At 68.2% G+C, this 22,929-nt stretch carries 21 protein-coding genes; 19 read left to right on the forward strand and 2 right to left on the reverse strand.

The features are described from left to right. The first annotated feature begins 50 nt into the window (after nt 1-50). From ACWF99_RS08085 to ACWF99_RS08110, 6 genes are all read left to right on the forward strand, one after another. The gene (locus ACWF99_RS08085; RefSeq protein WP_452535466.1) at nt 51-1,541 is read left to right on the forward strand and encodes a flavin-containing monooxygenase; all 1,491 of its coding nucleotides are present in this window, start codon (nt 51-53) and stop codon (nt 1,539-1,541) included. Between the two features lie 144 nt (nt 1,542-1,685). After that, nucleotides 1,686-2,027, forward strand: coding sequence for a preprotein translocase subunit YajC (gene yajC, locus ACWF99_RS08090; RefSeq protein ID WP_378658485.1), 342 nt, complete (start codon nt 1,686-1,688; stop codon nt 2,025-2,027). 98 nt (nt 2,028-2,125) lie between these two features. Further along, complete coding sequence (gene secD / locus ACWF99_RS08095; RefSeq protein ID WP_452535468.1) at nt 2,126-3,823, forward strand: protein translocase subunit SecD; 1,698 nt, start codon at nt 2,126-2,128, stop codon at nt 3,821-3,823. Further along, nucleotides 3,820-4,998 carry a protein translocase subunit SecF gene (secF, locus tag ACWF99_RS08100; protein WP_452535470.1) on the forward strand — a complete coding sequence of 393 codons (1,179 nt, stop codon included), beginning with the start codon at nt 3,820-3,822 and terminating at the stop codon, nt 4,996-4,998. Before secD ends, secF begins: the two co-directional genes overlap by 4 nt. Before the next feature lie 25 nt (nt 4,999-5,023). Continuing rightward, nucleotides 5,024-6,736: an ABC transporter substrate-binding protein gene (locus tag ACWF99_RS08105; RefSeq protein WP_452535472.1), complete on the forward strand. Its 1,713-nt coding sequence runs from the start codon at nt 5,024-5,026 to the stop codon at nt 6,734-6,736. 23 nt (nt 6,737-6,759) lie between these two features. Continuing rightward, entirely contained in the window at nt 6,760-7,332 is a 573-nt protein-coding gene (locus ACWF99_RS08110; RefSeq protein ID WP_378626917.1) for an adenine phosphoribosyltransferase, read from the forward strand. A gap of 1 nt (nt 7,333) precedes the next feature. Here ACWF99_RS08110 and ACWF99_RS08115 read toward each other — a convergent pair whose 3' ends face one another. Then, nucleotides 7,334-7,942, reverse strand: coding sequence for a GNAT family N-acetyltransferase (locus ACWF99_RS08115; RefSeq protein WP_452535474.1), 609 nt, complete (start codon nt 7,940-7,942; stop codon nt 7,334-7,336). 234 nt (nt 7,943-8,176) lie between these two features. Between ACWF99_RS08115 and ACWF99_RS08120 the strand changes: the two genes are divergently transcribed. Continuing rightward, complete coding sequence (locus ACWF99_RS08120) at nt 8,177-9,847, forward strand: ABC-F family ATP-binding cassette domain-containing protein (protein WP_452535476.1); 1,671 nt, start codon at nt 8,177-8,179, stop codon at nt 9,845-9,847. On the opposite strand, the gene ACWF99_RS08125 is transcribed toward ACWF99_RS08120, so the two are convergent. Beyond that, complete coding sequence (locus ACWF99_RS08125; protein WP_452535478.1) at nt 9,765-10,208, reverse strand: nuclear transport factor 2 family protein; 444 nt, start codon at nt 10,206-10,208, stop codon at nt 9,765-9,767. The genes ACWF99_RS08120 and ACWF99_RS08125 overlap by 83 nt on opposite strands. Nucleotides 10,209-10,300: 92 nt before the next feature. Between ACWF99_RS08125 and ACWF99_RS08130 the strand changes: the two genes are divergently transcribed. The 12 genes from ACWF99_RS08130 (at nt 10,301) to ACWF99_RS08185 (ending at nt 22,922) form a co-directional block, all read left to right on the forward strand. Then, a complete protein-coding gene (locus ACWF99_RS08130; protein ID WP_452535480.1) occupies nt 10,301-10,819 on the forward strand; it encodes a winged helix-turn-helix transcriptional regulator in 519 nt (172 codons plus the stop codon). Nucleotides 10,820-10,911: 92 nt separating this feature from the next. After that, the gene (locus ACWF99_RS08135) at nt 10,912-11,859 is read left to right on the forward strand and encodes a hypothetical protein (RefSeq protein ID WP_378658554.1); all 948 of its coding nucleotides are present in this window, start codon (nt 10,912-10,914) and stop codon (nt 11,857-11,859) included. Then, the gene (locus ACWF99_RS08140; RefSeq protein ID WP_452535482.1) at nt 11,856-13,172 is read left to right on the forward strand and encodes an adenylosuccinate synthetase; all 1,317 of its coding nucleotides are present in this window, start codon (nt 11,856-11,858) and stop codon (nt 13,170-13,172) included. The genes ACWF99_RS08135 and ACWF99_RS08140 overlap by 4 nt, the downstream gene beginning before the upstream one ends. Before the next feature lie 68 nt (nt 13,173-13,240). Then, complete coding sequence (locus ACWF99_RS08145; RefSeq protein ID WP_452535483.1) at nt 13,241-13,870, forward strand: NUDIX hydrolase; 630 nt, start codon at nt 13,241-13,243, stop codon at nt 13,868-13,870. A gap of 235 nt (nt 13,871-14,105) precedes the next feature. Next, complete coding sequence (locus ACWF99_RS08150; protein ID WP_452535484.1) at nt 14,106-15,122, forward strand: alkaline phosphatase family protein; 1,017 nt, start codon at nt 14,106-14,108, stop codon at nt 15,120-15,122. A 199-nt stretch (nt 15,123-15,321) separates the two neighbouring features. Next, nucleotides 15,322-17,694 carry a RelA/SpoT family protein gene (locus ACWF99_RS08155; RefSeq protein WP_101467044.1) on the forward strand — a complete coding sequence of 791 codons (2,373 nt, stop codon included), beginning with the start codon at nt 15,322-15,324 and terminating at the stop codon, nt 17,692-17,694. A 209-nt stretch (nt 17,695-17,903) separates the two neighbouring features. Continuing rightward, on the forward strand, nt 17,904-19,541 hold the full coding sequence (locus ACWF99_RS08160; RefSeq protein ID WP_452535485.1) for a cutinase family protein: 1,638 nt from the start codon (nt 17,904-17,906) through the stop codon (nt 19,539-19,541). 52 nt (nt 19,542-19,593) lie between these two features. Continuing rightward, the gene (locus ACWF99_RS08165) at nt 19,594-20,778 is read left to right on the forward strand and encodes a hypothetical protein (RefSeq protein WP_452535486.1); all 1,185 of its coding nucleotides are present in this window, start codon (nt 19,594-19,596) and stop codon (nt 20,776-20,778) included. 9 nt (nt 20,779-20,787) lie between these two features. Beyond that, nucleotides 20,788-21,642 (forward strand): MinD/ParA family ATP-binding protein, encoded by an 855-nt coding sequence (locus ACWF99_RS08170; RefSeq protein ID WP_378626934.1) that lies wholly within the window; start codon nt 20,788-20,790, stop codon nt 21,640-21,642. Then, nucleotides 21,639-22,280: a hypothetical protein gene (locus ACWF99_RS08175; RefSeq protein WP_378626935.1), complete on the forward strand. Its 642-nt coding sequence runs from the start codon at nt 21,639-21,641 to the stop codon at nt 22,278-22,280. Before ACWF99_RS08170 ends, ACWF99_RS08175 begins: the two co-directional genes overlap by 4 nt. Before the next feature lie 94 nt (nt 22,281-22,374). Further along, nucleotides 22,375-22,668 carry a hypothetical protein gene (locus ACWF99_RS08180; RefSeq protein WP_056815437.1) on the forward strand — a complete coding sequence of 98 codons (294 nt, stop codon included), beginning with the start codon at nt 22,375-22,377 and terminating at the stop codon, nt 22,666-22,668. Further along, nucleotides 22,668-22,922: a hypothetical protein gene (locus ACWF99_RS08185; protein ID WP_056810720.1), complete on the forward strand. Its 255-nt coding sequence runs from the start codon at nt 22,668-22,670 to the stop codon at nt 22,920-22,922. The genes ACWF99_RS08180 and ACWF99_RS08185 overlap by 1 nt, the downstream gene beginning before the upstream one ends. Nucleotides 22,923-22,929: the final 7 nt, after the last annotated feature.

Raw genomic sequence — 22,929 nt, forward strand, 5'->3', positions numbered from 1 at the left:
CGTGTCATTCTGAGACAGGAGCATTCTCGATCTCAGTGTGGAGGTTCGGCGTGGTACCTCAGTTCGACGCGGTCGTGGTCGGAGCGGGTTTCGGTGGCATCGGTGCCGGTATCGAGCTCGACCGGCTCGGGTTGCGCGATTTCGTCATCCTGGAACGGGAGGACGACCTGGGCGGCACCTGGCATGTGAACAGGTATCCGGGTCTGGCGGTCGATATCGCCTCGGTGACGTACTCCTATTCCTTCGAGCCCAACCCGCGCTGGACCCGCTTGTTCGCGCCCGGCGCCGAGCTGAAGGCATACGCCGAGCACGTGGCCGACAAATACGATCTGCGCAGGCGGATGCGGTTCGGGACCGTCGTCGACGGTGCGCGCTGGGACGCGGAGAACCAGCAGTGGGTGGTGACGATCGCCGGCGGCGAGACGCTGACCGCGCGCTATCTGCTCGCGGCGACCGGGTTCCTGTCCCAGCCCTACACGCCGCCGTTCCCCGGCATCGAGTCCTTCGCGGGCAAGATCATCCACACCACCGACTGGGACGCCGATTACGACCTGACCGGTCGCAAGGCCGCCATCATCGGCACCGGCGCCACCGCGGTGCAGCTGGTGCCCGAGGTCGCGAAGAAGGTCGACGAGCTGACCGTGTTCCAGCGGACCCCGATCTGGGTGGTGCCCAAGGTCGACGCGCCGATTCCGGGGGTGGTGCGGGAACTGTTCGACAAGGTCCCGCTCACGCAGAAGGCGGCTCGGCTCGTCAACACCGGCATGCTCGAGGCGCTGATGGTTGTCGGCGTGCTGCACTACAAGCAGGCCAAACCGTTGAACCGGGCGGCCGCCGCGATGGCCAAGGCGCACCTGTTCGCGCAGGTGCGTGATCCCGAGACCAGGGAGAAGCTCACCCCGCACTACGACTTCGGTTGCAAGCGCCCGACGTTCTCCAACACCTATTTCAAGACGTTCAACCAACCGCACGTACGGCTGGAAACGAACTCGATCGACCATGTGGAACCCGACGGCATCGTCACCGCCGACGGCCACAAAACCGAGATCGATACCTTGCTGCTGGCCACCGGCTTCAACCTCTGGGACGTGAACTTCCCGGCCATCGAGATCATCGGCCGCGACGGTGTGAACCTCGGGAAGTTCTGGCGCGACAACCGTTTTCAGGCCTACGAGGGCATCACCGTGCCCAAGTTCCCCAACTTCCTGAGTCTCAACAGCCCCTACTCCTACAGCGGGCTGTCGTACTTCACCACCATCGAAGCCCAGATGAAGCACATGGGCAGGTTGTTCGCCGAGCTGTTCCGCCGTGGCGAGCAGACCTTCGAGGTCACCGAAGAAGCCAACGCGGAATTCCTCGACCGGATGACCGACAAGCTGGGTTCCTCGGTCTTCTACGGCGGAGACTGCTCATCCGCGCGCAGCTACTACTTCAACCAGCACGGGGAAGCGGCACTGCTGCGCCCGACCAGCACCGCCGCCGCGCACCGCGAGGCCGTCACCTTCCCGCTCGACGATTACACCTACGGCAGCATCGCCTGAACCCCCTCGGCCCCGGTTCGCGCACCCGCCGGACCGGGGCTGTTTCACGTGCGCGTCGGTGTCCGGTGTGTCGCCGCGGCGGGGAACTGGCAGACTGTCAGGCGTACTTGCACGTCCACCACTGACTAGGGACTGACTTCGACGATGGACTTCCTGTTTCCGCTGCTGATCCTGGCCCTGCTCGTGCCGATGTTCTTCGGTATCCGCAAACAGAAGCGGGAGGCCGAGAAGGTCTCGACGATGCAGGAGGCCTTGAAGGTCGGTGACGCCGTCGTCACCACCTCGGGTCTGTACGGCACCGTCGTCGATCTCGACGAGGACACCGTCGACCTGGAGATCGCCGAAGAGGTGGTCACCACGTGGCTGCGCCAGGCGATCCGCGAGGTGCGCGCCGACGAGCAGACGGTCGAGGAGACCCCCGAGGTCACCGACGCGCCCGTCGAGGAAGTCGTGGAACAGACCGAGACCCGGCTGACCAAGGACTGACCAGTCCCTTTTCCCGCCCGGGCGCACTGGCGTTGCGGGCCGGGCACCGTTGTGCCCACCGATCCAGCCTCGACTTCCCGCCTAGGAGATGACCTGCTGTGCCACCTTCCCAAGGATCGGCGCATCCGTTCCGGCTGCTCGGCGCCTACGCCGCGCTGCTGGCCGTGATCTACGCGCTGGTGTTCTTCACCGGTGACCATTCCCCGTCGGCCAAGCTCGGCATCGACCTGCAGGGCGGTACCCGCGTCACGTTGACCGCGCGGACCCCCGACGGCAACAAGCCGAGCCAGGACAGCCTGAAGAAGGCGCAGGAGATCATCGAGAGCCGTGTCAACGGTCTCGGCGTCTCCGGCTCCGAGGTGGTCATCGACGGTGACAACCTGGTCATCACGGTGCCCGGTGAGGACAGCCAGCAGGCACGCGCGCTGGCCACCACCGCCAAGCTCTACATCCGCCCGGTGCTGTTCGCGACCGAGCCGCAGGCAGGCGGCGCGGCTCCGCCCGCGACCGGTACCGCGCCACCGGGTGGCACCGCGCCCCCGGCGGCCACGGAGACTCCGGCGCCCGTGCCCGGCGAGTCGACCCCACCCGCCGAGGGCGCGACGACCCCTGCGCCGCAGTCGCGGGTGTTCCCCGCGCAGGCACCGCCGACGCCGACGCCGCCGCCCGGTGGGCTCACCACCCAGCAGCAGCAGGCCAAGGAGATCGCCGACGCCAAGGCGCTGCGTCAGAGCACCGATCAGCAGGTTCAGCAGGTCGCCGTGGCGGCGATGGACTGCACCAAGCCCGACCCGCTGACCGGTAACGACGATCCGACGCTGCCGCTGGTCACCTGCTCGCAGGACGGCACCGAGGTGTTCCTGCTCGGCCCGAGCCGCATCGACGGCCAGGAGATCGCCGACGCGACCTCCGGCCTGAACTCGCAGCAGGCCCGGCACGAGGTGAACCTCGAGTTCAAGTCGGCCGGTGCCGACGCCTGGTCGAAGCTGACCGGTGAGTACGTCAACAAGCGAGTCGCGTTCGTGCTCGACTCGAAGGTCGTCAGCGCGCCGCAGGTGCAGCAGGGCCCGCAGCTGGGTGGCCGTACCTCGATCTCGGGCAGCTTCACCGCCGACAGCGCGGCCGAGCTGGCCAACACGCTGAAGTACGGTTCGCTGCCGCTGTCGTTCCAGACCTCCGAAGCGGAGACGGTCTCGGCGACGCTGGGCCTGTCCTCGCTGAAGGCGGGTCTGCTGGCCGGCGCCGTCGGCCTGATCGCGGTGCTGCTGTACTGCCTGCTCGTGTACCGGATGCTCGGCCTGCTGGCCGGGTTCTCGCTGATCGCGGCCGGTATCGCGGTCTACGGCATCATCGTGCTGCTCGGGCGGTGGATCGGGTTCACCCTCGACCTCGCGGGTATCGCCGGTCTGATCATCGGTATCGGTTTGACGGCCGACTCGTTCGTGGTGTTCTTCGAACGCATCAAGGACGAGATGCGCGAAGGCCGCAGCTTCCGCTCGGCGGTGCCGCGCGGGTGGCAGCGAGCTCAGCGCACCAACCTGTCCGGTAAGACGGTCAGCTTGATCGCCTCGGTCGTGCTGTACCTGCTCGCCGCCGGTCAGGTGAAGGGCTTCGCCTTCACCCTCGGTGTCACCACAGTCCTCGACGTGATCGTGCTGTACCTGGTCACCGCACCGCTGCTGATGCTCGCCTCGCGCTCGCCGTTCTGGGCCAAGCCGTCGGTGAACGGACTCGGCTCGGTTCAGCAGATCGCCAGGGAACGCGGCCAGGCCAGGTCGAAGGAGATGTCACGATGAGCAACGACAACCCCACCGAGGAATCGGTGAACCTGGACTCCTACGAGCCCACACAGGGCCCGAAGCACGGCTTCTTCGAGCGTCTCTACACCGGCACCGGCGGCTTCCCTATCGTCAGCAGGCGCAAGTTCTTCTACACGCTGTCGGCGGTGCTGCTGCTGATCTCGCTGCTCAGCATCGGCGTGCGCGGTTTCACCCTCGGTATCGACTTCGAGGGCGGCTCGCGGATCCAGATCCCCGCGGCCGAGGGCGTCACCACCCAGGAGGTGGAAGACGTCTACTCGCAGGCGCTCGGTCACGGACCGGTGTCGGTGCAGAAGGTCGGTTCCGGGGAGTCGGCCACCATCCAGGTGCGTTCGGAAACCCTCGACCTGGCACAGATCGACCAGCTCCAGACCGCGCTCTACGACGAATTCCAGCCCAAGGACTCGTCCGGGCAGGTGAGCCGCAACGCCATCAGCATCGCCGAGATCAGCGAGACCTGGGGCGGGCAGATCACCCAGAAGGCGTTGATCGCGCTGGCGGTGTTCGTGCTGCTGACGATGGTCTACATCGCCATCCGCTTCGAACGGGACATGTCCATCGCGGCGATCGTGTCGCTGTTCTTCAACCTGTTCGTGACGGCGGGTATCTACTCGCTGGTCGGGTTCGAGGTGACACCGGCCGCGGTGATCGGCCTGCTCACGATTCTGGGTTACGTTCTCTACGACAACGTCGTGGTCTTCGACAAGGTCGAGGAGAACACTCGCGGCGTGCTGCACCTGAACAAGCGCACCTACGCCGAACAGGCCAACCTGGCCGCCAACCAGACGCTGATGCGTTCGATCAGCACCACCGTGATCGGCATCCTGCCGATCATCGGCATGCTGGTGATCGCGGTGTGGTTGCTCGGGGTCGGCACGCTCAAGGACCTCGCGCTGGTGCAGCTGGTCGGCATGATCGTCGGCGCCTACTCCTCGCTCTTCCTCGCCGTGCCGGTGCTGGTCTCGATCAAGGAACGCTGGGGTCCGGTGGCCGCGCACACCAAGAAGGTCCTGGACAAGCGCGCCGGTGTCGGTGCGGGCGCTCGGGTTCCGGTGGGCGCTTCGGCCGCCCGTGGCCCGCGACCGACCGGCAGCGGTGCGCCGCGGCCAGGGTCGCGTCCGAGCGGGAAGCGGCAGCAGAGAAGGCACTGACGACCGACTAGCAGGGGGTCTCATCATGCGACGCAGCACGATTCGACTGATCACCGTGCTCGCCACGGCGGCTGTGACCACCTCCGTGGTGGCCGGGTGCTCGACCAAGAACCAGGTGCCTTCCATCGGGTACGCGGTCGACGCCGCGGTCGCCAGCTACAACGGCGCGAGCACGCTCGGCGCCAGCAGCGGCGCCGCGGCGGTGTTCGGCCGGGTGCTGACCGGGTTCTTCTACACCGGACCCGACGGGCAGCAGGTGGCCGACACCGACGTCGGCACGGCCAAGGAAGTGCCGGGCGAAACGCAGACGGTGCAGTACCGGCTCAACCCGGACGGGGTGTACTCCGACGGGGTGAAGACCTCCTGCGACGATCTGGTACTGGCGTGGTCGGCGCGCTCGGGCAAGTTCACCCGCCCCGGCGACCGTGGGCCCGTCTCGTTGTTCGACGCCGCGAGCACCGTGGGCTACGACGAGATCGAACGGATCGACTGCCAGCCCGGATCCAAGGACGCCACCGTGGTGTTCCGGCCGGGCAAGCACTACCTGCCGTGGCGGACGCTGTTCACCGCGGCCGAGGTGATGCCCGCCCATGTGGTGGCGCAGGCGGTGGGTGTGCCGAACGTGGTGAACGCCCTGCAGACCGGCGACGGCGCGGTGATCGGCCGGATCGCCGACTTCTGGAACACCGGCTGGACTGTGAAGGCCGGGGCGCTCGACCTGACGAAGTTCCCGTCGTCGGGGCCGTATCGGATCGAATCCTTCAGCGCGAAGGACGGTTTGGTGCTGGTCGCCAACGAGAAGTGGTGGGGTGACCCGCCCGAGACGAAGCGGATCGTGGTGTGGCCCAAGGGCACCGACTTCGCCGCCAAGGCGAAGGAGAACGCGCTCGGGGTCGTCGATCTCGGGGCCGGGTCGGTCGCGGATCTGAAGCTCGACGGTTTCGACGAGCAGACGGTGGCGAGCCGTAGCGCCGAGCAGCTTGTGCTCGCCACCGGTGGGGTGTTCTCACGGGTGGAGGTGCGCCGGGCGTTCGCACAGTGTGTGCCGCGCCAGGCACTGTTCGACACGCTGGGCAAGGCGGGTGAGCCCGCGCCGCACGGCCTCGGCGCGGGTGTGCTGAATGCCCATGTGGTGCAGCAGGATTCGCTGTACTACCCGGCGGTGATCGGCGGCGCCGATCGGTATCGCGGCGCCGACATCCCCGCGGCCACCGCGACGTTGGCGTCCTCCGGCACGGCGCAGCCGACGGTGCGGATCGGGTATCAGGGTCCCGATGCCCGTCGCGCGCAGACCGTGGCGATGATCGCCGAGACGTGCCGCGGCGCGGGCATCACCGTGGTCGACGCGGGTTCGCCCGACTTCACCCCGGTGAAGCTCCCCGAGGGCGCGGTCGACGCGGTGCTCGGCGGAACCGGCGCGGTGCCGGGGCCCGCGGGGTCGAGCGAGGGTGTTGTCGCGTTCGCCGCGTTGCGGGCAGGTAGCGGCCTCGATTTCGGTGGCTTCGCTAACGGTCGCTACGATGCGATCACCGATCAGCTTGCGGGCGAAGCCAACTCGACCGCGACGCTGAACCTGCTGACCGAGGCCGAGAACCTGCTGTGGGCGCAGCTACCGAGCATTCCGTTGTTCGCGACGCCGCGCATCATCGCGTTCGGCAACGGGATGCAGAACGGGATCGCCGGGCCGACACAGGCCGGTACCGGCTGGAACATGGATCGCTGGGTGTTGCAGCGATGAGCGCACGTGATGAAAGAGGGTTGATGAGCAAGCACGCGGTGGTCGAGTCCGACGATCAGGCCAGTGAGCGCACCGCCGAGGCGGCCGCCGCGGTCACCCGGCTGACCCGCTGGCACGACGACTTCCCCACGCCGGGTGTGCGTTTCGCCGATCTCACTCCCGTGTTCGCCGATGCCGTCGGCTTCCGCGCGGTCATCGACTGCTTCGCCGCCATCGCCCCCGACGCCGACCTCGTGGCAGGTGTCGACGCGCGTGGCTTCCTGCTCGGGGCGGGCGTCGCCGCGACGCTCGGCACCGGCGTGCTCGCCATCCGTAAGGGCGGCAAGCTCCCGCCGCCGGTCGTCTCACGCGAGTACAAGCTCGAATACGGTTCCGCCGCACTGGAAATCCCCGCCGACGGCGTCGACCTCGAGGGCAAGCGGATTCTGCTGCTCGACGACGTCCTCGCCACCGGCGGCACCCTCGCCGCCGCGGCCGCCCTGTTCAAGGAGGTCGGCGCCGAGGTGGTCGCCGCCGCCGTGGTGATGGAACTCGAGTTCCTGAAGGGCCGCGAGCACCAGGGTGACTACCCGGTGAGCTCGATCGTCAAGATCTGACTCAGCGCGCTGCCCGCAGCATCGGCCACAGCGCCGGGCCGCCCGGGATCTGCAACTCGCCGGTGACGACGAAGCCGAAGCGTTCGTAATACGGGACGTTGACCGGGTTGCTGGACTCCAGATAGGCGACGGCGTGCTCGGCGTCGACGCGGTCGAGCCGGCTGTGGAGCAGGGCGCTCCCGTAACCTCCGCCCCGGACATCGGGGGCGGAGCCGAGCATCGCCAGATACCAGTGTGGTTCGGCCGGATGGTTCTTCTTCAGCAGGTCACCCACCTGTTTGCCGGCCAGTGTGCGGCGGCCGAACGCGCGCCAGATACCGGGCAGCGTGCGAAGTTCGGTCAAGGGTGACGGGTTCTGATGGTGCGGTGGGGTCCACAGGGCCACGCCGCCCACCGTGTCGTCGGGGCGCAGTGCGAGGTCGGAGGCGTCCGCCGGTAAGAAGAGGTGGCGCGCCATCGTAGCGAAGAACCGGGGCAGGCCGGCGGCTCGCCGATCCGGGTCCGGCAGGATCCAGCTCATCACCGGGTCGTGCTGGAACGCCGCGGCCAGCGTCTCGGCCACCGCGTCGACATCGTGCCGGGCCGCCTTGCGCACCACAATCGTCGCCATCGCACTCCTTCGATCCGGGTTCGCCGACGAGATGGCGACTCGCGTCCAGGCTAGCTTTTCCATGACGGGCCTCACAGGAGGGAAAAAAGGGGTGGCGCGTCGGGGTAGCTCGGTGTTATCAATGAAGGGTCTTGTTCCCGGCGATCGGAGCCATGCGTTGATTTCTTGAGGTAGCGCTCTCGGACGGCCCGCATTCTGCGCACCGTGTTTCCGTCGCACCTCCAGGGGATCCGCATGACCTCTCTTTCCTTTTCCGATCTCACCTTTCACTGGCCGGATGGCACCGCTGTCTTCGACGGGCTCAACGCTGTCGTCGGGCCCGGTCAGATCGGTCTCGTCGGCAGCAACGGCGCCGGCAAATCGACGCTGTTGCGGCTGGTCGCCGGTGAACTGAAGCCGGTGCGTGGGTCGATCTCCGTGCCGGGCAGCCTCGGCTATCTCCGGCAGGACCTGGGCATGCGGACCGGTCAGCGGGTGGACGCGGTGCTCGGTATCGCCGAGGTACGCGGCGCGCTGCACCGCATCGAGAGCGGCACCGGCGAGCCCGCCGACTTCGACACGGTCGGCATGTCCTGGCAGGTCGAGGACGAGGCTGTCGCACTGCTCGGCAAGCTCGGGCTCGACTATGTCGCCAAGTCGGTCGACGACCTCGACCGCACCCTGGACACCCTCTCCGGTGGCGAAACCGTGCTGCTGGGCCTGGTCGCCGAACTGCTGCGCGAACCCGACGTGCTGCTGCTCGACGAACCGACCAACAACCTCGACGCGGTCGCCCGCGGGCGGCTCTACGAGGTGATCCGGCAGTTCGCGGGCACCGTGATCGTGGTCAGCCACGATCGCGAACTGCTCGATCGGATGGACGGCATCGCCGAACTGCGCGCGGGCGAAATCCGCTCCTTCGGTGGTGGTTTCGGCGACTACGAGCGGATCATCGAGGCCGAGCAGGAAGCGGCGCGCGCCGCCGTTCGCGATGCGCGCAGCGATGTGCGCAAGCAGGCGCGCGAACTCGTCGACGCCCGAACGAAACTGGACCGGCGGGCGCGCTTCGCGCAGAAGATGCAGGACAACAAGCGGGTACCGAAAATCGTCGCGGGACTGCGCAAGAACGCCGCGGAGGTATCGGCGGGCAAACTGCGCAACTCCCACATCGACAAACTCGACTCCGCCCGCGAAACCCTTGATCACGCCGAGGAATTGGTGCGCGCGGACCGGGAGATCCGCGTCGAGCTCCCCGGCACCAGGCTGTATCCGGGACAGGATGTGCTCGACCTGCGGCAGGTCGAGCTGGCCAACGGCCCGGTGGTCGACCTGCGCGTGAGCGGACCGGAGCGGATCGCGTTGACCGGGCGTAACGGCGCGGGCAAAACCACCCTGCTGCGTCGGATCGTCGCCGAGGGGCCGAAGGTTTCGTGGCGGTTGTTGCCGCAGCGTCTCGATGTCTTCGACGAAACGCGAACGGTGTTCGAGAATGTCGCCGCCGCGGCACCGCACGCGACACCGGAACAGATCCGCGGTCAGCTCGCGCGCTTCCTGTTCCGCGGCGCCGACGCCGACATCGCGGCCGCCGCGCTCTCAGGCGGCGAACGACTGCGCGCCGCCCTGGCCACCCTGCTGCTCGCCGAACCTGCCCCCAGGCTGCTGATGCTCGACGAGCCCACCAACAACCTCGACTTGCCCAGCCTGGCTCATCTGACCCAGGCACTGGCGAGTTTCGAGGGTGCGTTGATCGTGGTGAGTCACGACGAACGCTTCCTCGACGACATCGGGGTCACCCGCAGGCTCGAGCTCACCCCGGACGGCCTGGTCGAAGACGGACCGGTGGCTACCGCCCAGAACTCGCGGCCCGGCGCACCGCTCCCGGATACCGGAGCAGATTCGGGCCCAACCACACCGCCACCGCGGTGAGCGCGAGCCAGGGGCGCAAGTGTGGGCGCATCCGCCGGATGCGGCCGCCGGAATCGAGGTCGAGCACCATCGCCTCGGTCATCCGGAAAGGCCCGAACCTGGCTTCGCCCAACAGGACTCGGGTGTCGCCGGTGCCGAGTGTGTCGGTCCATCGCAGATCGCTGACCGCGCGATAGACGAGGGTGAGCAAAGGGGCGAGGTCGGTTCGGCCACGGAAGACGAGCCGCCCCGACACCGGTGAGATGAGTTCGGCATCGTCGGTCAAGGTGTCGAGCAGGGCGGGGATGTCGTTGTCGGTGGTCGCGCGCCGGAATCGGGCGACCGAATCGGTGGACACCGGATCGGCAAGGGCGTCGGGCATGGGAACTACACCTTCCTCTGTGGTGAATCCTCCAGGTGCCTCCCGACCGTAAACAGCTGACTTGCAAAAAGCAATGGACTACCCTCGGTGCTGTGGCAAAAGTGGACCTCGCCGATATCGCGTGCTCGATCGCCCGTACCGTCGGCATCGTGGGGGAGCGGTGGACTCCCCTGATCCTGCGCGACCTGTTCCTCGGCATCAGCCGCTTCGAGGACCTGCGTCGAGACCTCGGCATCGCGTCCAATGTGCTGACCGATCGTCTTCGCACCCTGTGTGACCACGGGATCGTGGAAACCAGGGTGTACCAGGAGAACCCGACCCGCACCGAGTACGTCCTCACCGACCGCGGTCGCGATCTCTACCCGATCCTGACCATGCTGCTGGCGTGGGGGGATCGCTGGCTGGCCGGTGAGGACGGGCCGCCGCTGTCGGTGGTCCACCGCGACTGCGGTCGGGTGACCGAGGGCGTCGTCGTCTGTCGAGCATGCGCCGCTCCGCTCACCTCGGACAATGTCACCTGGCATGCCGGTCCGGGCGGTCGGTCCGGTCCCGGTGTCGTTCTCGTCGCTACGCGCTTGACGCCGCTGCCGGACGACACTGCCTCCTGCTGATCAACTCGGACGAATTCGCCCCAGCGCCTTGACGATCGTTGTTTTGGTTGAATAGACTAAAACAACGATCAAGGCGAGAGGGCGTGGTTCGGATGGGGTACGGAAACTGGGATGACACCGCCTACCGGGCGGGCAAGACGTATCGGGCGCGGCAGGGGGTGGACGATTTCGGGTACACGGCCGAGATGCGGGCGAAGCCGTATGACACGTGGTGCGCGCATCCCCTGCTCGACCCCTTCGGAGTCGGCAAGCGCGAGTGCCGGGACTCGGCCGAGCACGGGAACTCGCTGCCGGTGGCCGTGCTGTTCGATGTGACCGGGTCGATGGGCCGGGTGCCGCGCATCATGCAGGACAAGCTGGGAAAACTGCACGGGCTGCTGAAGAACAAGGGGTACGCGCAGGACCCGCAGGTGCTGTTCGGCGCGATCGGCGACGCCGACACCGACCGGGTGCCCTTGCAGGTCGGGCAGTTCGAATCCGACAACCGGATGGACGAACAGCTGCGGGCGATCCTGCTCGAGGGCGGCGGTGGCGGACAGAAGTCCGAAAGCTATGAGCTGGCCGCCTATTTCATAGCCGAGCATGTCGCGACGGACGCCTGGGACAAGCGCGGCAAGAAGGGGTATCTGTTCCTGATCGGCGACGAGCTGAACAAGCCTCGCCTGGCCGCCCGGCACATCAGGGCGGTGATCGGCGATCATGTGCGCCGCGACGTGTCCGTCGAGTCGATCTACCGCGAACTCGAGCAGCGCTGGCACGTGTACTACATCCTGCCGAATCAGTCGTCGTACTACCGGGATCCGGAGATCGCCGAACACTGGCGGGCGTTGCTCGGGCAGAACTTCCTGAAACTCGACGACCCCGGCGCGGTCTGCGAACTGATCGCGCTGACCATCGGATTGGGCGAGGACCGGGTCGATCTCGACACCGGTCTGGCCGATCTGCGCGACGTCGGATCGAGTGACGAGGCCGATGCGGTCGGCCGGGCGCTCGGCTCGAAGCCCGGCCCGACGCGGCGCGCGCTGCCGCCGGGGCGATGAGCCCGCTGTTCGGTGGCCGCCACCTCGTCGTCGTCGATCTGGGCTTCGGTGACGCGGGCAAGGGCGCCACGGTCGATTGGTTGTGCTCGCTCGAGGCCGATCTCGGGGTGGCGGCCGTGGTGCGGTTCAACGGCGGTGCGCAGGCCGCGCACAACGTCGTGGCCGACGGTCGCCACCACACCTTCGCGCAGTTCGGATCGGGGACTTTCTCGGGGGTCCCGACGCTGCTGTCGCGGTACACGCTGGTCGAGCCGATCGCGCTCGCCGCCGAGTCCGAACAGTTGGCGGCGGTCGGTGTTCACGACCCGCTCGGCCTGCTCGCCGTCGACGGCCGCGCCCTGCTGACCACACCGATCCACATCGCGGCGAACCGTGCGCGCGAGGACGCGAGGGGTACTTCGCGGCACGGTTCCTGCGGCCGTGGTATCGGTGAAACAGCCTGGTACGCACTGGAGAACGACGCGCCGACCGTGGCGGACTGCCGGGCGCCGGCCGTGCTGCGCGCCAAACTGGATCGGCTCGCGGCGCACTACGAGGACCTCATCGGCCCGAGCGTGCACGGGTACGAATCGATCGATGCCCTGGTGGCGATGTACGGCGATTTCGCGCGAGCCGTCCGCATCACCGGTGATGAGGAACTCGCCCGGACCGCGCACGATGGGCGATTGGTGTTCGAGGGCGCGCAGGGTGTGTTGCTCGACGAGTGGCGCGGCCTGCACCCGCACACCACCTGGTCGACGGTCGAGCCACGCAACGCCCGCGCCATGATCCGCGACATCGGCGGAACCGCCGCGGTTCTCGGCGTCACCCGCACCTATATGACCCGGCACGGCGCGGGTCCGCTGCCGACCGAAGCGCCGCTCGGTTTTCCCGAACCGCACAACGGCACCGGGCATTATCAGGGTGCGTTTCGGCAGGGACACCTGGATCCGATCCTGCTGCGCTACGCCGTCGACGTGTGCGGCGGGATCGACGGGCTGGTCGTCAACCACCTCGACATGCCCGGAACCCTCCGCGCCGCACAGGCATACGAGACGCCGGCGGGCAGATCGGCCGAACTGGTCCCCGGGCGGTGGCGTGATCTCGATCACCAGCAGTGGCTCACCGGCCAACTCTTCGCTGCGACACCGATTCTCGTGCCGATCGACACCGACCCGGCAGCGTGGCTGGCCGAGCGGTTGCGGGTACCGGTGGTGCTGACCGGGCACGGTCCGGATCGGCGCGACCGCGCTGTCGCGGCTTCCGTCGCCGGCCGGAGGGAGCGGCCCGCCGATGTCGGTGGGCAGGGAAGAATCGGAGCATCCGTACCGTGAACCGCGGTATCGGCCGGTGACAACGCACTGCGCCCGGAGCAGAGCAGCTCGAGGCAGGATGGGATGACGTGGAGCAATCCGTTGTGTCGATCGATGTGGTGACCTTGCGGTGCTGGGATGCCGACAGCGGCGTCCGGATCGGCATCGCCCCCCGTGAGTTCGAGCCGTTCACCGGCGAACTCGCGCTACCGGGTGTGCTGCTCGGCCGCGGCGAACGTCTCGTCGACGCCGCCCGGCGCGCCGTCCACACCAAACTCGGGGTGCCGGCCGCGGCGATCGGCGCGGTCGGCCAGCTCGTCACGTTCGACGAACCACACCGCGACCCGCGCGGGCCGACGCTGGCGATCGCGATGTGGGCGGTGGTCGCCGAGCACGAGGGACCCGCGGAGTGGGTGGGCTTCGACGAGGTCCCGCCGCTGGCGTTCGACCACAATCGCATCGTCGATACCAGCCGTGCGTTGCTGGCCGGACTCCTGTGGAAGGACGCGACGCTCACCCGAGCACTGGCGGGCACCGAGTTTCCCGCCACCCGCGCGGTCGATCTCAGTACCTCACTCCACGGCACACGTCCCGACCCGGCCAACCTCAACCGCACGCTCGCCGCGATTCCGGGGCTCGGCCGGACCGGTGAACGTCGCCGGGTGAAAGCCACCGGGCGCCCCGCTGTGGTGTGGGCGTTCGACGTCGACGGAAACTGAGCCGCGGCGAACGGATTTCCGACTCGCGCTCGGTGCTGTCATCGGTGAGATCGCTTGCCTGCGGCAGTATTTCGGCGTGCGCGCCGAGGCGGCGGAATTCCGATCGCCCGTTCGGTCGACCTGTGGTTCGCGGGTTGTTCAGCGAGGCGTCCGGTGCGTGCGAAACCGATGAAACGTCGATGAACACCGTCGCGTCGGCCTCACCGCGACGGCGCCGATCCCGCATCGTGAGGACATGCGCGAGATGTCGGCTCCGGCGAAAGTGCTCGCGGCGCTGGTCACCGCGTTGGTGACGATTCCGCTGGTGGGATCGACGGCAGGCTCGGTGGCGGCGTTCGACGACGCGGGGGCGAGGGTCGACGCGGCGGCCGCGTTCGGTGCTCCGCGGCGCGGGGTGGGCGAGGTGGTGAACAAGGTCGTCGTCATCGGGATCGATGGGCTGATGTTCGACAAGGCCGATGCGGCACAGGCGCCGCGATTGCGGCGCCTCGCCGCGCAAGGGCTGCTGTCGCAGGGGAACATCGCGGGGCACATCACGATTTCCGGGCCGTCGTGGGCGAGCGCGCTGACCGGGGTGTGGGACACCGAGCACGGGATCACCGGCAACGAATTCGACGCGAGTCCGTTCCTGGCGCACCCGAGCGTGTTCACCCGGATCGAACGGGCCGACCCCACTCGGCACACGGTGTCCATCGGCACCTGGCACCAGATCGCGACGATCGCCGCCACCGGTGACCGGCGCGCCGACATCGCCCTCACCACCGCACCCGTCGCCGACGATCCCGACGAGTCGGCCACCGACGCCGCGACGGCCACCGAAGTGGTGTCCGCGATCGAGCGTTCCGGCCCCGATCTGGTCTTCACCCACCTCGACCAGATCGACCTGGCCGGCCACCAGCACGGCGGTGCGTCCCGCGCCTATCTCGCCGCGATTCGCCGGGTGGACGGGCTCGTCGGCCAGATCGTCGCGGCGGTCGACCAGCGCGCGCACGCTCATCCCCACGAACAGTGGACCGTCCTGGTCACCACCGACCACGGCCACCTCCCGACCGGTGGCCACGGTGGCCAGACCCCCGCCGAAACCGCCAACTTCGTCATCGCCCGCGGCCCCGACTTCACCCCGGGCACCGTGACCAGCGCCCACACCCTGGTGGACCTCACGCCCACCGTCCTCGACCTCCTCGCTGCCCCGCCCGGCCGTCTCGACGGCCACAGTCTTCGCGCCCGCCCGACGCCAGGCGATGAGCGCTGACAGGTTCGCCCTATCCGCAGGCCCGGAAACTCACTACGCTGCCCGGGAACAACCGGCAGAAACCGCGAAGAGGCGGATTAGCCGCAGGCCTGTGACCCCGGTGACTCGAACACCAGGTCGGTACGAGGACTAAAGTGAGGACCTGGGCGGTTGCAGCACTCGGCCGACACGGTCCGAATGCAGCGTGAGAGGTGGTGGCATGACTCGACAACTGGGCGAGGCGAAGGTTGGGCAGGAATCCACCGGCGCCACGCCGAGCCAGGGTGCACCGGCGAAGACCCCCGAAACCGCCAAGCAGTCCCCGACAGCCTCGGTGCCCAGTTCGGCGTCTCGGCGGGTTCGTGCGCGGCTGGCTCGGCGGATGACCGGTCAACGGGGGATCGCGGCGGTCAAGCCGGTGCTCGAACCCTTGGCCACCGTCCACCGCGAGCTGTACCCGAAGGCCAATCTCGGCCTGCTCCAGCGCGCCTTCGACGTCGCCGACGAACGCCACGCCAAGCAGTTCCGCAAGTCCGGCGACCCCTACATCACGCACCCGCTCGCGGTCGCCAACATCCTGGCCGAGCTCGGCATGGACACGACCACCCTGGTCGCGGCCCTGCTGCACGACACCGTCGAGGACACCGGCTACTCCCTCGAACAGCTCAAGGAAGAGTTCGGGCAGGAAGTCGCCCACCTCGTCGACGGCGTCACCAAGCTCGACAAGGTGAACCTGGGCGCGGCGGCCGAGGCCGAGACCATCCGCAAGATGATCATCGCCATGGCCCGCGACCCGCGTGTGCTGGTGATCAAGGTCGCCGACCGGTTGCACAACATGCGCACCATGCGTTTCCTGCCGCCGGAGAAGCAGGCCAAGAAGGCCAAGGAAACCCTCGAGGTGATCGCGCCGCTGGCGCACCGCCTCGGGATGGCCACGGTCAAATGGGAGCTGGAGGACCTCGCCTTCGCGATCCTGCACCCCAAGAAATACGACGAGATCGTGCGCCTGGTCGCCGATCGCGCGCCCTCGCGTGACACCTATCTGGCGAAGGTGCGCGCGGAGATCACCAACACCCTCGCCGCGTCGCGGATCAACGCGATCGTCGAAGGCAGGCCCAAGCACTACTGGTCGATCTATCAGAAGATGATCGTCAAGGGCAAAGACTTCGACGATATCCATGACCTGGTCGGCATGCGGATCCTGTGCGAGGAAGTCCGCGACTGCTACGCCGCGGTCGGCGTCGTGCACTCGCTGTGGCAGCCGATGGCGGGGCGGTTCAAGGACTACATCGCGCAGCCGCGCTACGGCGTCTACCAATCGCTGCACACGACGGTGGTCGGCCCCGACGGCAAGCCGCTCGAGGTGCAGATCCGCACGCAGGACATGCACCGGACCGCCGAGTTCGGCATCGCCGCGCACTGGCGGTACAAGGAGACCAAGGGCAAGCACTCCGGTGACGCCGCCGAAGTCGACGACATGGCGTGGATGCGTCAGCTGCTCGACTGGCAGCGGGAGGCCGCCGATCCCGCGGAGTTCCTCGAATCGCTACGCTTCGACCTGAAGTCGCCGGAGATCTTCGTGTTCACGCCCAAGGGCGATGTGATCACGCTGCCGCAGAAGTCCACTCCGGTCGACTTCGCGTACGCGGTGCACACCGAGGTGGGGCACAAGTGCATCGGCGCGCGGGTGAACGGCCGCCTGGTGGCGCTGGAACGGCAACTGGAGAACGGCGAAGTCGTGGAGGTGTTCACCTCCAAGGCGCAGAACGCGGGACCCAGTCGCGACTGGCAGAAGTTCGTGGTGTCCCCACGTGCGAAAGCCAAGATTCGCCAATGGTTTGCCAAGGAACGGCGCGAGGAAGCGCTCGAGAGCGGCAAGGAGCAGATCTCCAAGGAGGTCCGCCGCGTCGGGCTGCCGCTGCAGCGGTTGATGAGTGTCGAGGCGATGACCGCGGTCGCGCACGAGCTGCACTACAGCGACATCTCCACCCTCTACACCGCGGTCGGCGAGCACCAGGTGTCGGCGCATCACGTGGTGCAGCGGCTCATGGCCCAGCTCGGCGGCATCGGCGATGTCGAGAACGAGCTGGCCGAGCGGTCGACACCGTCGACCACGCCGGCCCGTCAGCGTGTCACCGGTGACGCGGGAGTGCTCATTCCCGGTGCGCCGGGAACGGTCGCGAAGCTGGCCAAGTGCTGCACGCCGGTGCCGGGCGACGAGATCATGGGCTTCGTGACCCGTGGTGGCGCGGTGAGCGTGCACCGCACCGACTGCACCAACGCCGATTCCCTCCAGGAACAGTCGGAGCGGATCATCGAGGTCGAATGGGCGCCCTCACCCTCGTCGGTGTTCCTGGTCGCGATCCAGATCGAGGCGCTCGACCGCACCCGATTGCTCTCGGATGTGACCAAGGTGCTGGCCGACGAGAAGGTCAACATCCTGTCCGCCTCGGTGGCCACCCATGGCGACCGCGTCGCGATCAGCAAGTTCACCTTCGAGATGGGCGACCCCAAACACCTCGGTCACCTGCTGAATGTGGTGCGCAACGTCGAAGGTGTCTACGACGTGTACCGGGTGACCTCCGCCGCCTGACCCGACTACGGCCCGGGCACTCTCCTCGCGAGGGTGCCCGGGCCGCTGTCTGCCCAGGTGATCGCCGAAAGGTTGCTGGTCGCATCGGGTTTGCCGGGGGCAGCGAAAGGGCCGATTAGGGCAGCGGTTGGGTTACCCGGAATCTGTTACGGTTTAGTGCGTTTCAACGCTCCACTGGTCAGCCGAAACGGACTGTGATGCGGATCGATATGGCTCGGTGCACGACACGACTCACGGGGACGCTGATCGCGTTCACCGTCGCTTCGCTGTCGGTTACGGCGGGGGTGGCCGGCGCGGAAGACGGTACACCCACCACGCCGTCTACACACGTATCCATCGCCGCGTGTCCGGCACTGTATGCCTTGGGAATTCAGGGCACGGGAGAGTCCTCGCCCGACGCGGCGCCCAGCACCGACACCGGGATGCTGTCGACGGTGTTCCGTCCGATGCTGGCCGGTGCGTCCGACCCGGGACTTGTCGATCGTGCGTACGTGCCCTATGAGGCCGGTTTCGGCGGTGCGGTCCAGGGCGGCGCGGTGCCGTACACCGAATCGGTGGCCGGGGGCCTGGAACGACTTCGCGCGATGGCGACCCAGGTGGCGCAGCGCTGCCCGGACACCCGGTTCGCGGTCGTCGGCTATTCCCAAGGCGCCCACGTCGCCTCGCTGTTCGCCCAGGAGGTCGGAGCGGGCACCGGAGCACTGTCCGCGGACAAGGTCGCCGCGGTCGCGTTGTTCGCCGACCCGACCCGTGCGGAGAACGCGCCACTGTTTCCCGGCGCGCCCGACCGGACCGCACCGCTGGCGGCGCCGGGAACCTCCGGCGACGCGGTGGCGAACATCGGTGCCGTGCGTCAAGGGGTCGCCTCCGGTGGTGGGCTCGCCCCGCAGAGCGAGCAGACCGATGACTTCGGTAAACTCACCGGTCGTGTCGCAAGCTTTTGTGCCACAGGCGATCTCGCGTGTGACGCACCGCAGGGCGCGCCGATCGTGCGTGCCGTCACCAACCTCATGAGCCAGTCGAAACTCTCCGGCGGCGATCCGATCGGCTCGTTGACCTCGATCGCGCAGGCGCTGGCGTTCACCTCCATCAAAACCGCCACCGCGGTGGTCGAGGAGGACATCTCCGGCGCCACCCTGGCCGACGTGTCGATCTCGCCGAAGAAGTCGATCTCACAGCGAGTGTCCGATGCCTCGGACCCGAACAGCAAGCTCGACATGAACGCCGCGTATCAGGCGCTGCTGAAGGTCGGCATGATCGGCCTCAATGCCGTCGCCACCGTGGTGAAGTCGGTGATCAGCCCGGCGAGTATCAGCGAATTGGCCACGGCCACATTGTCGAATCCGCTGGCCGGACTCACGCTGCTCGGGACGAAACTGGCAGGCGCGGTCCCGCAACTGGTGCCGCCGACCACCGGGGTCCGGCTGGTCAACGAGGCGTTCACCGCGGTCCAGCAGAATGTGACCGACAACGCCGAACTCCTCGACGTCACCACCTGGGTGCGCTACTGGGACACGCTGCAACGCCATGACGCCTACTCGCGCATGGGCGTCGGCGCGAACGGCGCCACCCCGACGGAGTACGTCGGCCGGTGGTTCGCCGCGCTCGCCCACGACGCGGCAGGCGTTTCCGGGAAGGGAGCGGTACCGGTCGGCGGGTCCGACTCGCGTGGTATGGGAATATTCCAGAGCCCGACCGGCGCGTCTACGACAACCAAACCCTCCGGTGGGGGACAATTTCCGTTCGGGACAGGAGCCGATGGCGCCTCATCCGGCGGCGCGACGACTCCGCCTGCCGCGACACCCGTAACCACCGCACCCACCACCCGTCCGTTCTCTGTGAACTGATCACCGAGAGGTCTTCGATGCGAACTGTGCCCGGCGCCGTGGAAAGGGGGGAATGTTGAAGTCGTACAACGAATTGTCGCGCTGGTACTCGGCGCTGGAGCCCGAGACCGAGACCGGCGCCCCCGTGCGCCCGGACACCACCGAACCGGTGGGGGGCGACGACGACAGCATCGACCGATATTCGACGAATCCCGACGCCGCCCCGATCGCCGAGCCGGCGCCGGATCACGCCACGGCAGGGGAGCGGCAGCCGGAGCCGTTCAGCCTCGCCCTCGACTTTCAGCCGACCGCCACCGGCGGCTCGCCCAGCCGGGAGGCCGGCCATCAGGCGAAAGTTGCCGACGACCCGCACGGTGGGAACGTCGAGTCCGAGCCGAAAGTCGGCGACCCGTTCAGCCGGGCCACCGAGTTCCATGACGCGACAACCGAATCCGCGAGCTGGGCCGCGCCCGAGAACGACAAGCGGCCGTACCAGGCCGAACCAGAGCATGCGCCCGAGCCCGCTCCACCGCCTCCCGCGCAACTCGCCGGGCGCCGGAGCGACTTCACCGGCGGCTGGTCGGACTGGGTCGCCGAACCGGCACCCGGCCCCGACGACGACTACGACGCCGAACTCGTCCAGTTCCCCTGGCCGGAGGCCGCCGCCGACGAATACGACAACGCCCGGGTGCTCGAGCCCTCCGGCGCCTTGCGCGCGAGCCGGAAACGTCAGCGCACGTGGGTGGTTCTCGCGGTCTCGGTCCTCGTCCTCGTCCTCGCCGCGACCGGGGTGTTCTTCCTGCTGTTCGGGCGCGGCGACAGCAACACCGCCCGCGACACCGCCCCGCCCCTGCACTTCACCGCGGGCAACCTGACCGCCGACACCGCGGGATCGTGCCCGACCGAACGCACCGAGATCGTGCTGCGCAGCGCCGAAGCGGGCGGCACCGACTCGGGCCCCGACGCCGTTCTCGCCTTCCAGTACGCCTACTACGTGACCCGATCGGGGGAGCAGGCCAGAGCGGTGGTCACCCCCGACGCCGATGTCTCGCCAGCCGCCGTGATCCAGCGCGGTATCGACACCATCCCGGTGGGGACCACCCACTGCGTGCGGATCACCACCGTCGCGGCCGACCGGTTCACGGTGGAGGTCACCGAGTTCCGGCCCGCGGGCGCACCGGCCACCTACACCAAGCAATCGGTGCGGACAGCGCTGGTCGGCGATCGCACGCTCATCACGGGCATCGCGGCAGGGTAAGGAGAGGCGATGACAGACGATTGGAGCCGATGGCTCGACGAGGCCCCCGAGGGGGACCCGTCCGATGACCTGGCGCGTGATCCGGCTCCGGTGGTGCGGTTGCGGCGTCGCAACGGTGAGCGCCGCGACGGCACCCGGAGGCCGATCCTGGTGGTCGGCGGCTGCGGCGGCGCGGGCACCACGACGACCGCGCTCGGACTGGCCGCGGAGCTCGTCACCGCGGGTGCGACGACAGTGGCGGTCGACGCGACCGCGGCGGGCAGCGACATCGCGCTGCGCGGGGCCGACAAGCACCTGCACCCGGTGAACCTGCAGTCCTGGGTGTACGGCCGGGGCGACGACGAACCGGCACCCCTGGAAGACTGCCTGTCCCGCTCCACCTCCGGGTTCGGACTGCTCTGGCGGGACGCGACCCCGCTGCGCCGTCGCGCGACATTTCTCACTGTCGCGCGGGCGCTGGACACCGGCGGGTACACCGCGGTCTACGACGGCGGCAACCCGATTGCCGGACGGCAACTGCGGCCCCTGCTCGACGACGCCGATATCGCACTGGTATTGGCCATCCCGGCCCGCGTCGACGCCGCCAACCGGCTGCGCGTGACCCTGGAATGGCTCGACGACCACTACGGCGACGACGGTGCCGGTGTGGTCGCCGACACTACTATCGTTGTCTCGCATCAGTATTCGCACGACGACTCGCGCGTAGCGGAGCATTTGCGCGAACACCTGTCGGGGTGGGTGCGCGAGGTCGTCGAGATTCCCTACGATCCGCATCTCGCGCGCGGGGAACTCGTCCGCCACGCCGAGCTGGCCGAGACGACGCGTTCGGCGTATGCGAGCTTGCTCGCGGGGGTGGCATCATGACGGCAGCCATGAATCTTCGTCGTCGTCGTGAACCGGACGCCCCCGCCGGTGTAGTCGCGCCGCCAGAATCGCTGCGCGCCAAGATCTGGGAGCGCCCGGTGCCGGGGGTCGGCCGGGCGCCGCTGGTGTGGTTGCTCGGCGTGCACGGTGGCGCGGGCGCGACCACGCTGTCGCACGTGCTGGCCCCCGCGGCCGACGCGCGCGGGCGCTGGCCCGGGGTGTTCGACCGTGAATCCCCCTATGTCGTGCTGGTCGCCAGGGAAACCATCTCCGGACTCACCCGCGCGCACGATCTGCTGCGCCAGCACCACGCCGGGCTGGCCGGCCCGGCACTGGTTCTCGGCCTGATCACCGTCGCCGCGCGCCCCGGCCGGATGGCGCCGGAGATCCGGCGCTACCGGGAGGTGGTCGGCTCGCTGGCCGGGCACGTCTGGCAGGTGCCGTGGTTCGAGGAATGGACTCTGGTGGAGTCCGATGTGCTTCCGGTGTGGTCGCCGGGCGACGAGGTGGCGGTCAAGAAACGCCGCCCCGACCCGCTCGACGACGTGCCGGTCGAAATCGGTGACCTCGGTACCGATGTGGTCGCCGCGATCCGCACCAGTCTCGGCCCGCCCACGTCGGGCGAGGGTCGATCATGAACGCCGGGCGGTTCGCCGGTCGGTGGTGTACAAACGTGTGTCGTCGTCGAAGTGTTTGTGGCACAACACCTTTACTGTGGGAGAAAGGCACCCGATGAGCATGCTCCTCCTCGCCGTGCAGGACACGTACGGCACCGTGCTGGCCCAGGTCGGTAACCCGACCCCGGAGGCTCCTCCCGGCTCGGAGAAGATCCTGCAGCTGGTGCGTTACCTCACCTGGTTCGTGCTGCTGTCGGGCATCTGCGGCATCACCTACGCGGGCGGCAAGTTCGCGTGGGAGCGCTGGACCGGTGGTGGTCTCGAATCGCCGAAGATGGTGGCGGGCGCCATGATCGGTGGCGTCGTGGCGACCAGCGCCGGCACGATCATGAGTGCGGTCATCGGTTAGTGATCACCGTGCTCGCCTACAAGCAGATCCCGGCCGACGTGTTGGCGCCGATGATGCAGTTGCTCAACTGGCTGCTCTGGTTCGTCCTGCTGTCGTGCCTGGCCTGGATGATCCTGTCGGCGGGTCGATTGTGGATCGCGTTCCGCAGCGACCTGGCGGTCAACGACGCCTCACACGGCGTCCTGATGAGCCTGATCGGTGCCTCGGTGGCCAGCACCGCGTCGGCGATCGCGCTGGCCTTCCTGCCGGCATGAATTCCAC

Source organism: Nocardia sp. NPDC055002 (assembly GCF_053608825.1).

What these genes read in the sequence shown, in the direction of transcription:
- yajC (WP_378658485.1), top strand. Translation starts at nt 1,686, where the DNA reads ATGGACTTCCTGTTTCCGCTGCTGATCCTGGCCCTGCTCGTGCCGATG.
- secF (WP_452535470.1), top strand. Translation starts at nt 3,820, where the DNA reads ATGAGCAACGACAACCCCACCGAGGAATCGGTGAACCTGGACTCCTAC.
- ACWF99_RS08105 (WP_452535472.1), top strand. Translation starts at nt 5,024, where the DNA reads ATGCGACGCAGCACGATTCGACTGATCACCGTGCTCGCCACGGCGGCT.
- ACWF99_RS08110 (WP_378626917.1), top strand. Translation starts at nt 6,760, where the DNA reads ATGAGCAAGCACGCGGTGGTCGAGTCCGACGATCAGGCCAGTGAGCGC.
- ACWF99_RS08115 (WP_452535474.1), bottom strand. Translation starts at nt 7,942, where the DNA reads ATGGCGACGATTGTGGTGCGCAAGGCGGCCCGGCACGATGTCGACGCG.
- ACWF99_RS08120 (WP_452535476.1), top strand. Translation starts at nt 8,177, where the DNA reads ATGACCTCTCTTTCCTTTTCCGATCTCACCTTTCACTGGCCGGATGGC.
- ACWF99_RS08125 (WP_452535478.1), bottom strand. Translation starts at nt 10,208, where the DNA reads ATGCCCGACGCCCTTGCCGATCCGGTGTCCACCGATTCGGTCGCCCGA.
- ACWF99_RS08135 (WP_378658554.1), top strand. Translation starts at nt 10,912, where the DNA reads ATGGGGTACGGAAACTGGGATGACACCGCCTACCGGGCGGGCAAGACG.
- ACWF99_RS08140 (WP_452535482.1), top strand. Translation starts at nt 11,856, where the DNA reads ATGAGCCCGCTGTTCGGTGGCCGCCACCTCGTCGTCGTCGATCTGGGC.
- ACWF99_RS08150 (WP_452535484.1), top strand. Translation starts at nt 14,106, where the DNA reads ATGCGCGAGATGTCGGCTCCGGCGAAAGTGCTCGCGGCGCTGGTCACC.
- ACWF99_RS08155 (WP_101467044.1), top strand. Translation starts at nt 15,322, where the DNA reads ATGACTCGACAACTGGGCGAGGCGAAGGTTGGGCAGGAATCCACCGGC.
- ACWF99_RS08160 (WP_452535485.1), top strand. Translation starts at nt 17,904, where the DNA reads ATGGCTCGGTGCACGACACGACTCACGGGGACGCTGATCGCGTTCACC.
- ACWF99_RS08165 (WP_452535486.1), top strand. Translation starts at nt 19,594, where the DNA reads ATGTTGAAGTCGTACAACGAATTGTCGCGCTGGTACTCGGCGCTGGAG.
- ACWF99_RS08170 (WP_378626934.1), top strand. Translation starts at nt 20,788, where the DNA reads ATGACAGACGATTGGAGCCGATGGCTCGACGAGGCCCCCGAGGGGGAC.
- ACWF99_RS08175 (WP_378626935.1), top strand. Translation starts at nt 21,639, where the DNA reads ATGACGGCAGCCATGAATCTTCGTCGTCGTCGTGAACCGGACGCCCCC.
- ACWF99_RS08180 (WP_056815437.1), top strand. Translation starts at nt 22,375, where the DNA reads ATGAGCATGCTCCTCCTCGCCGTGCAGGACACGTACGGCACCGTGCTG.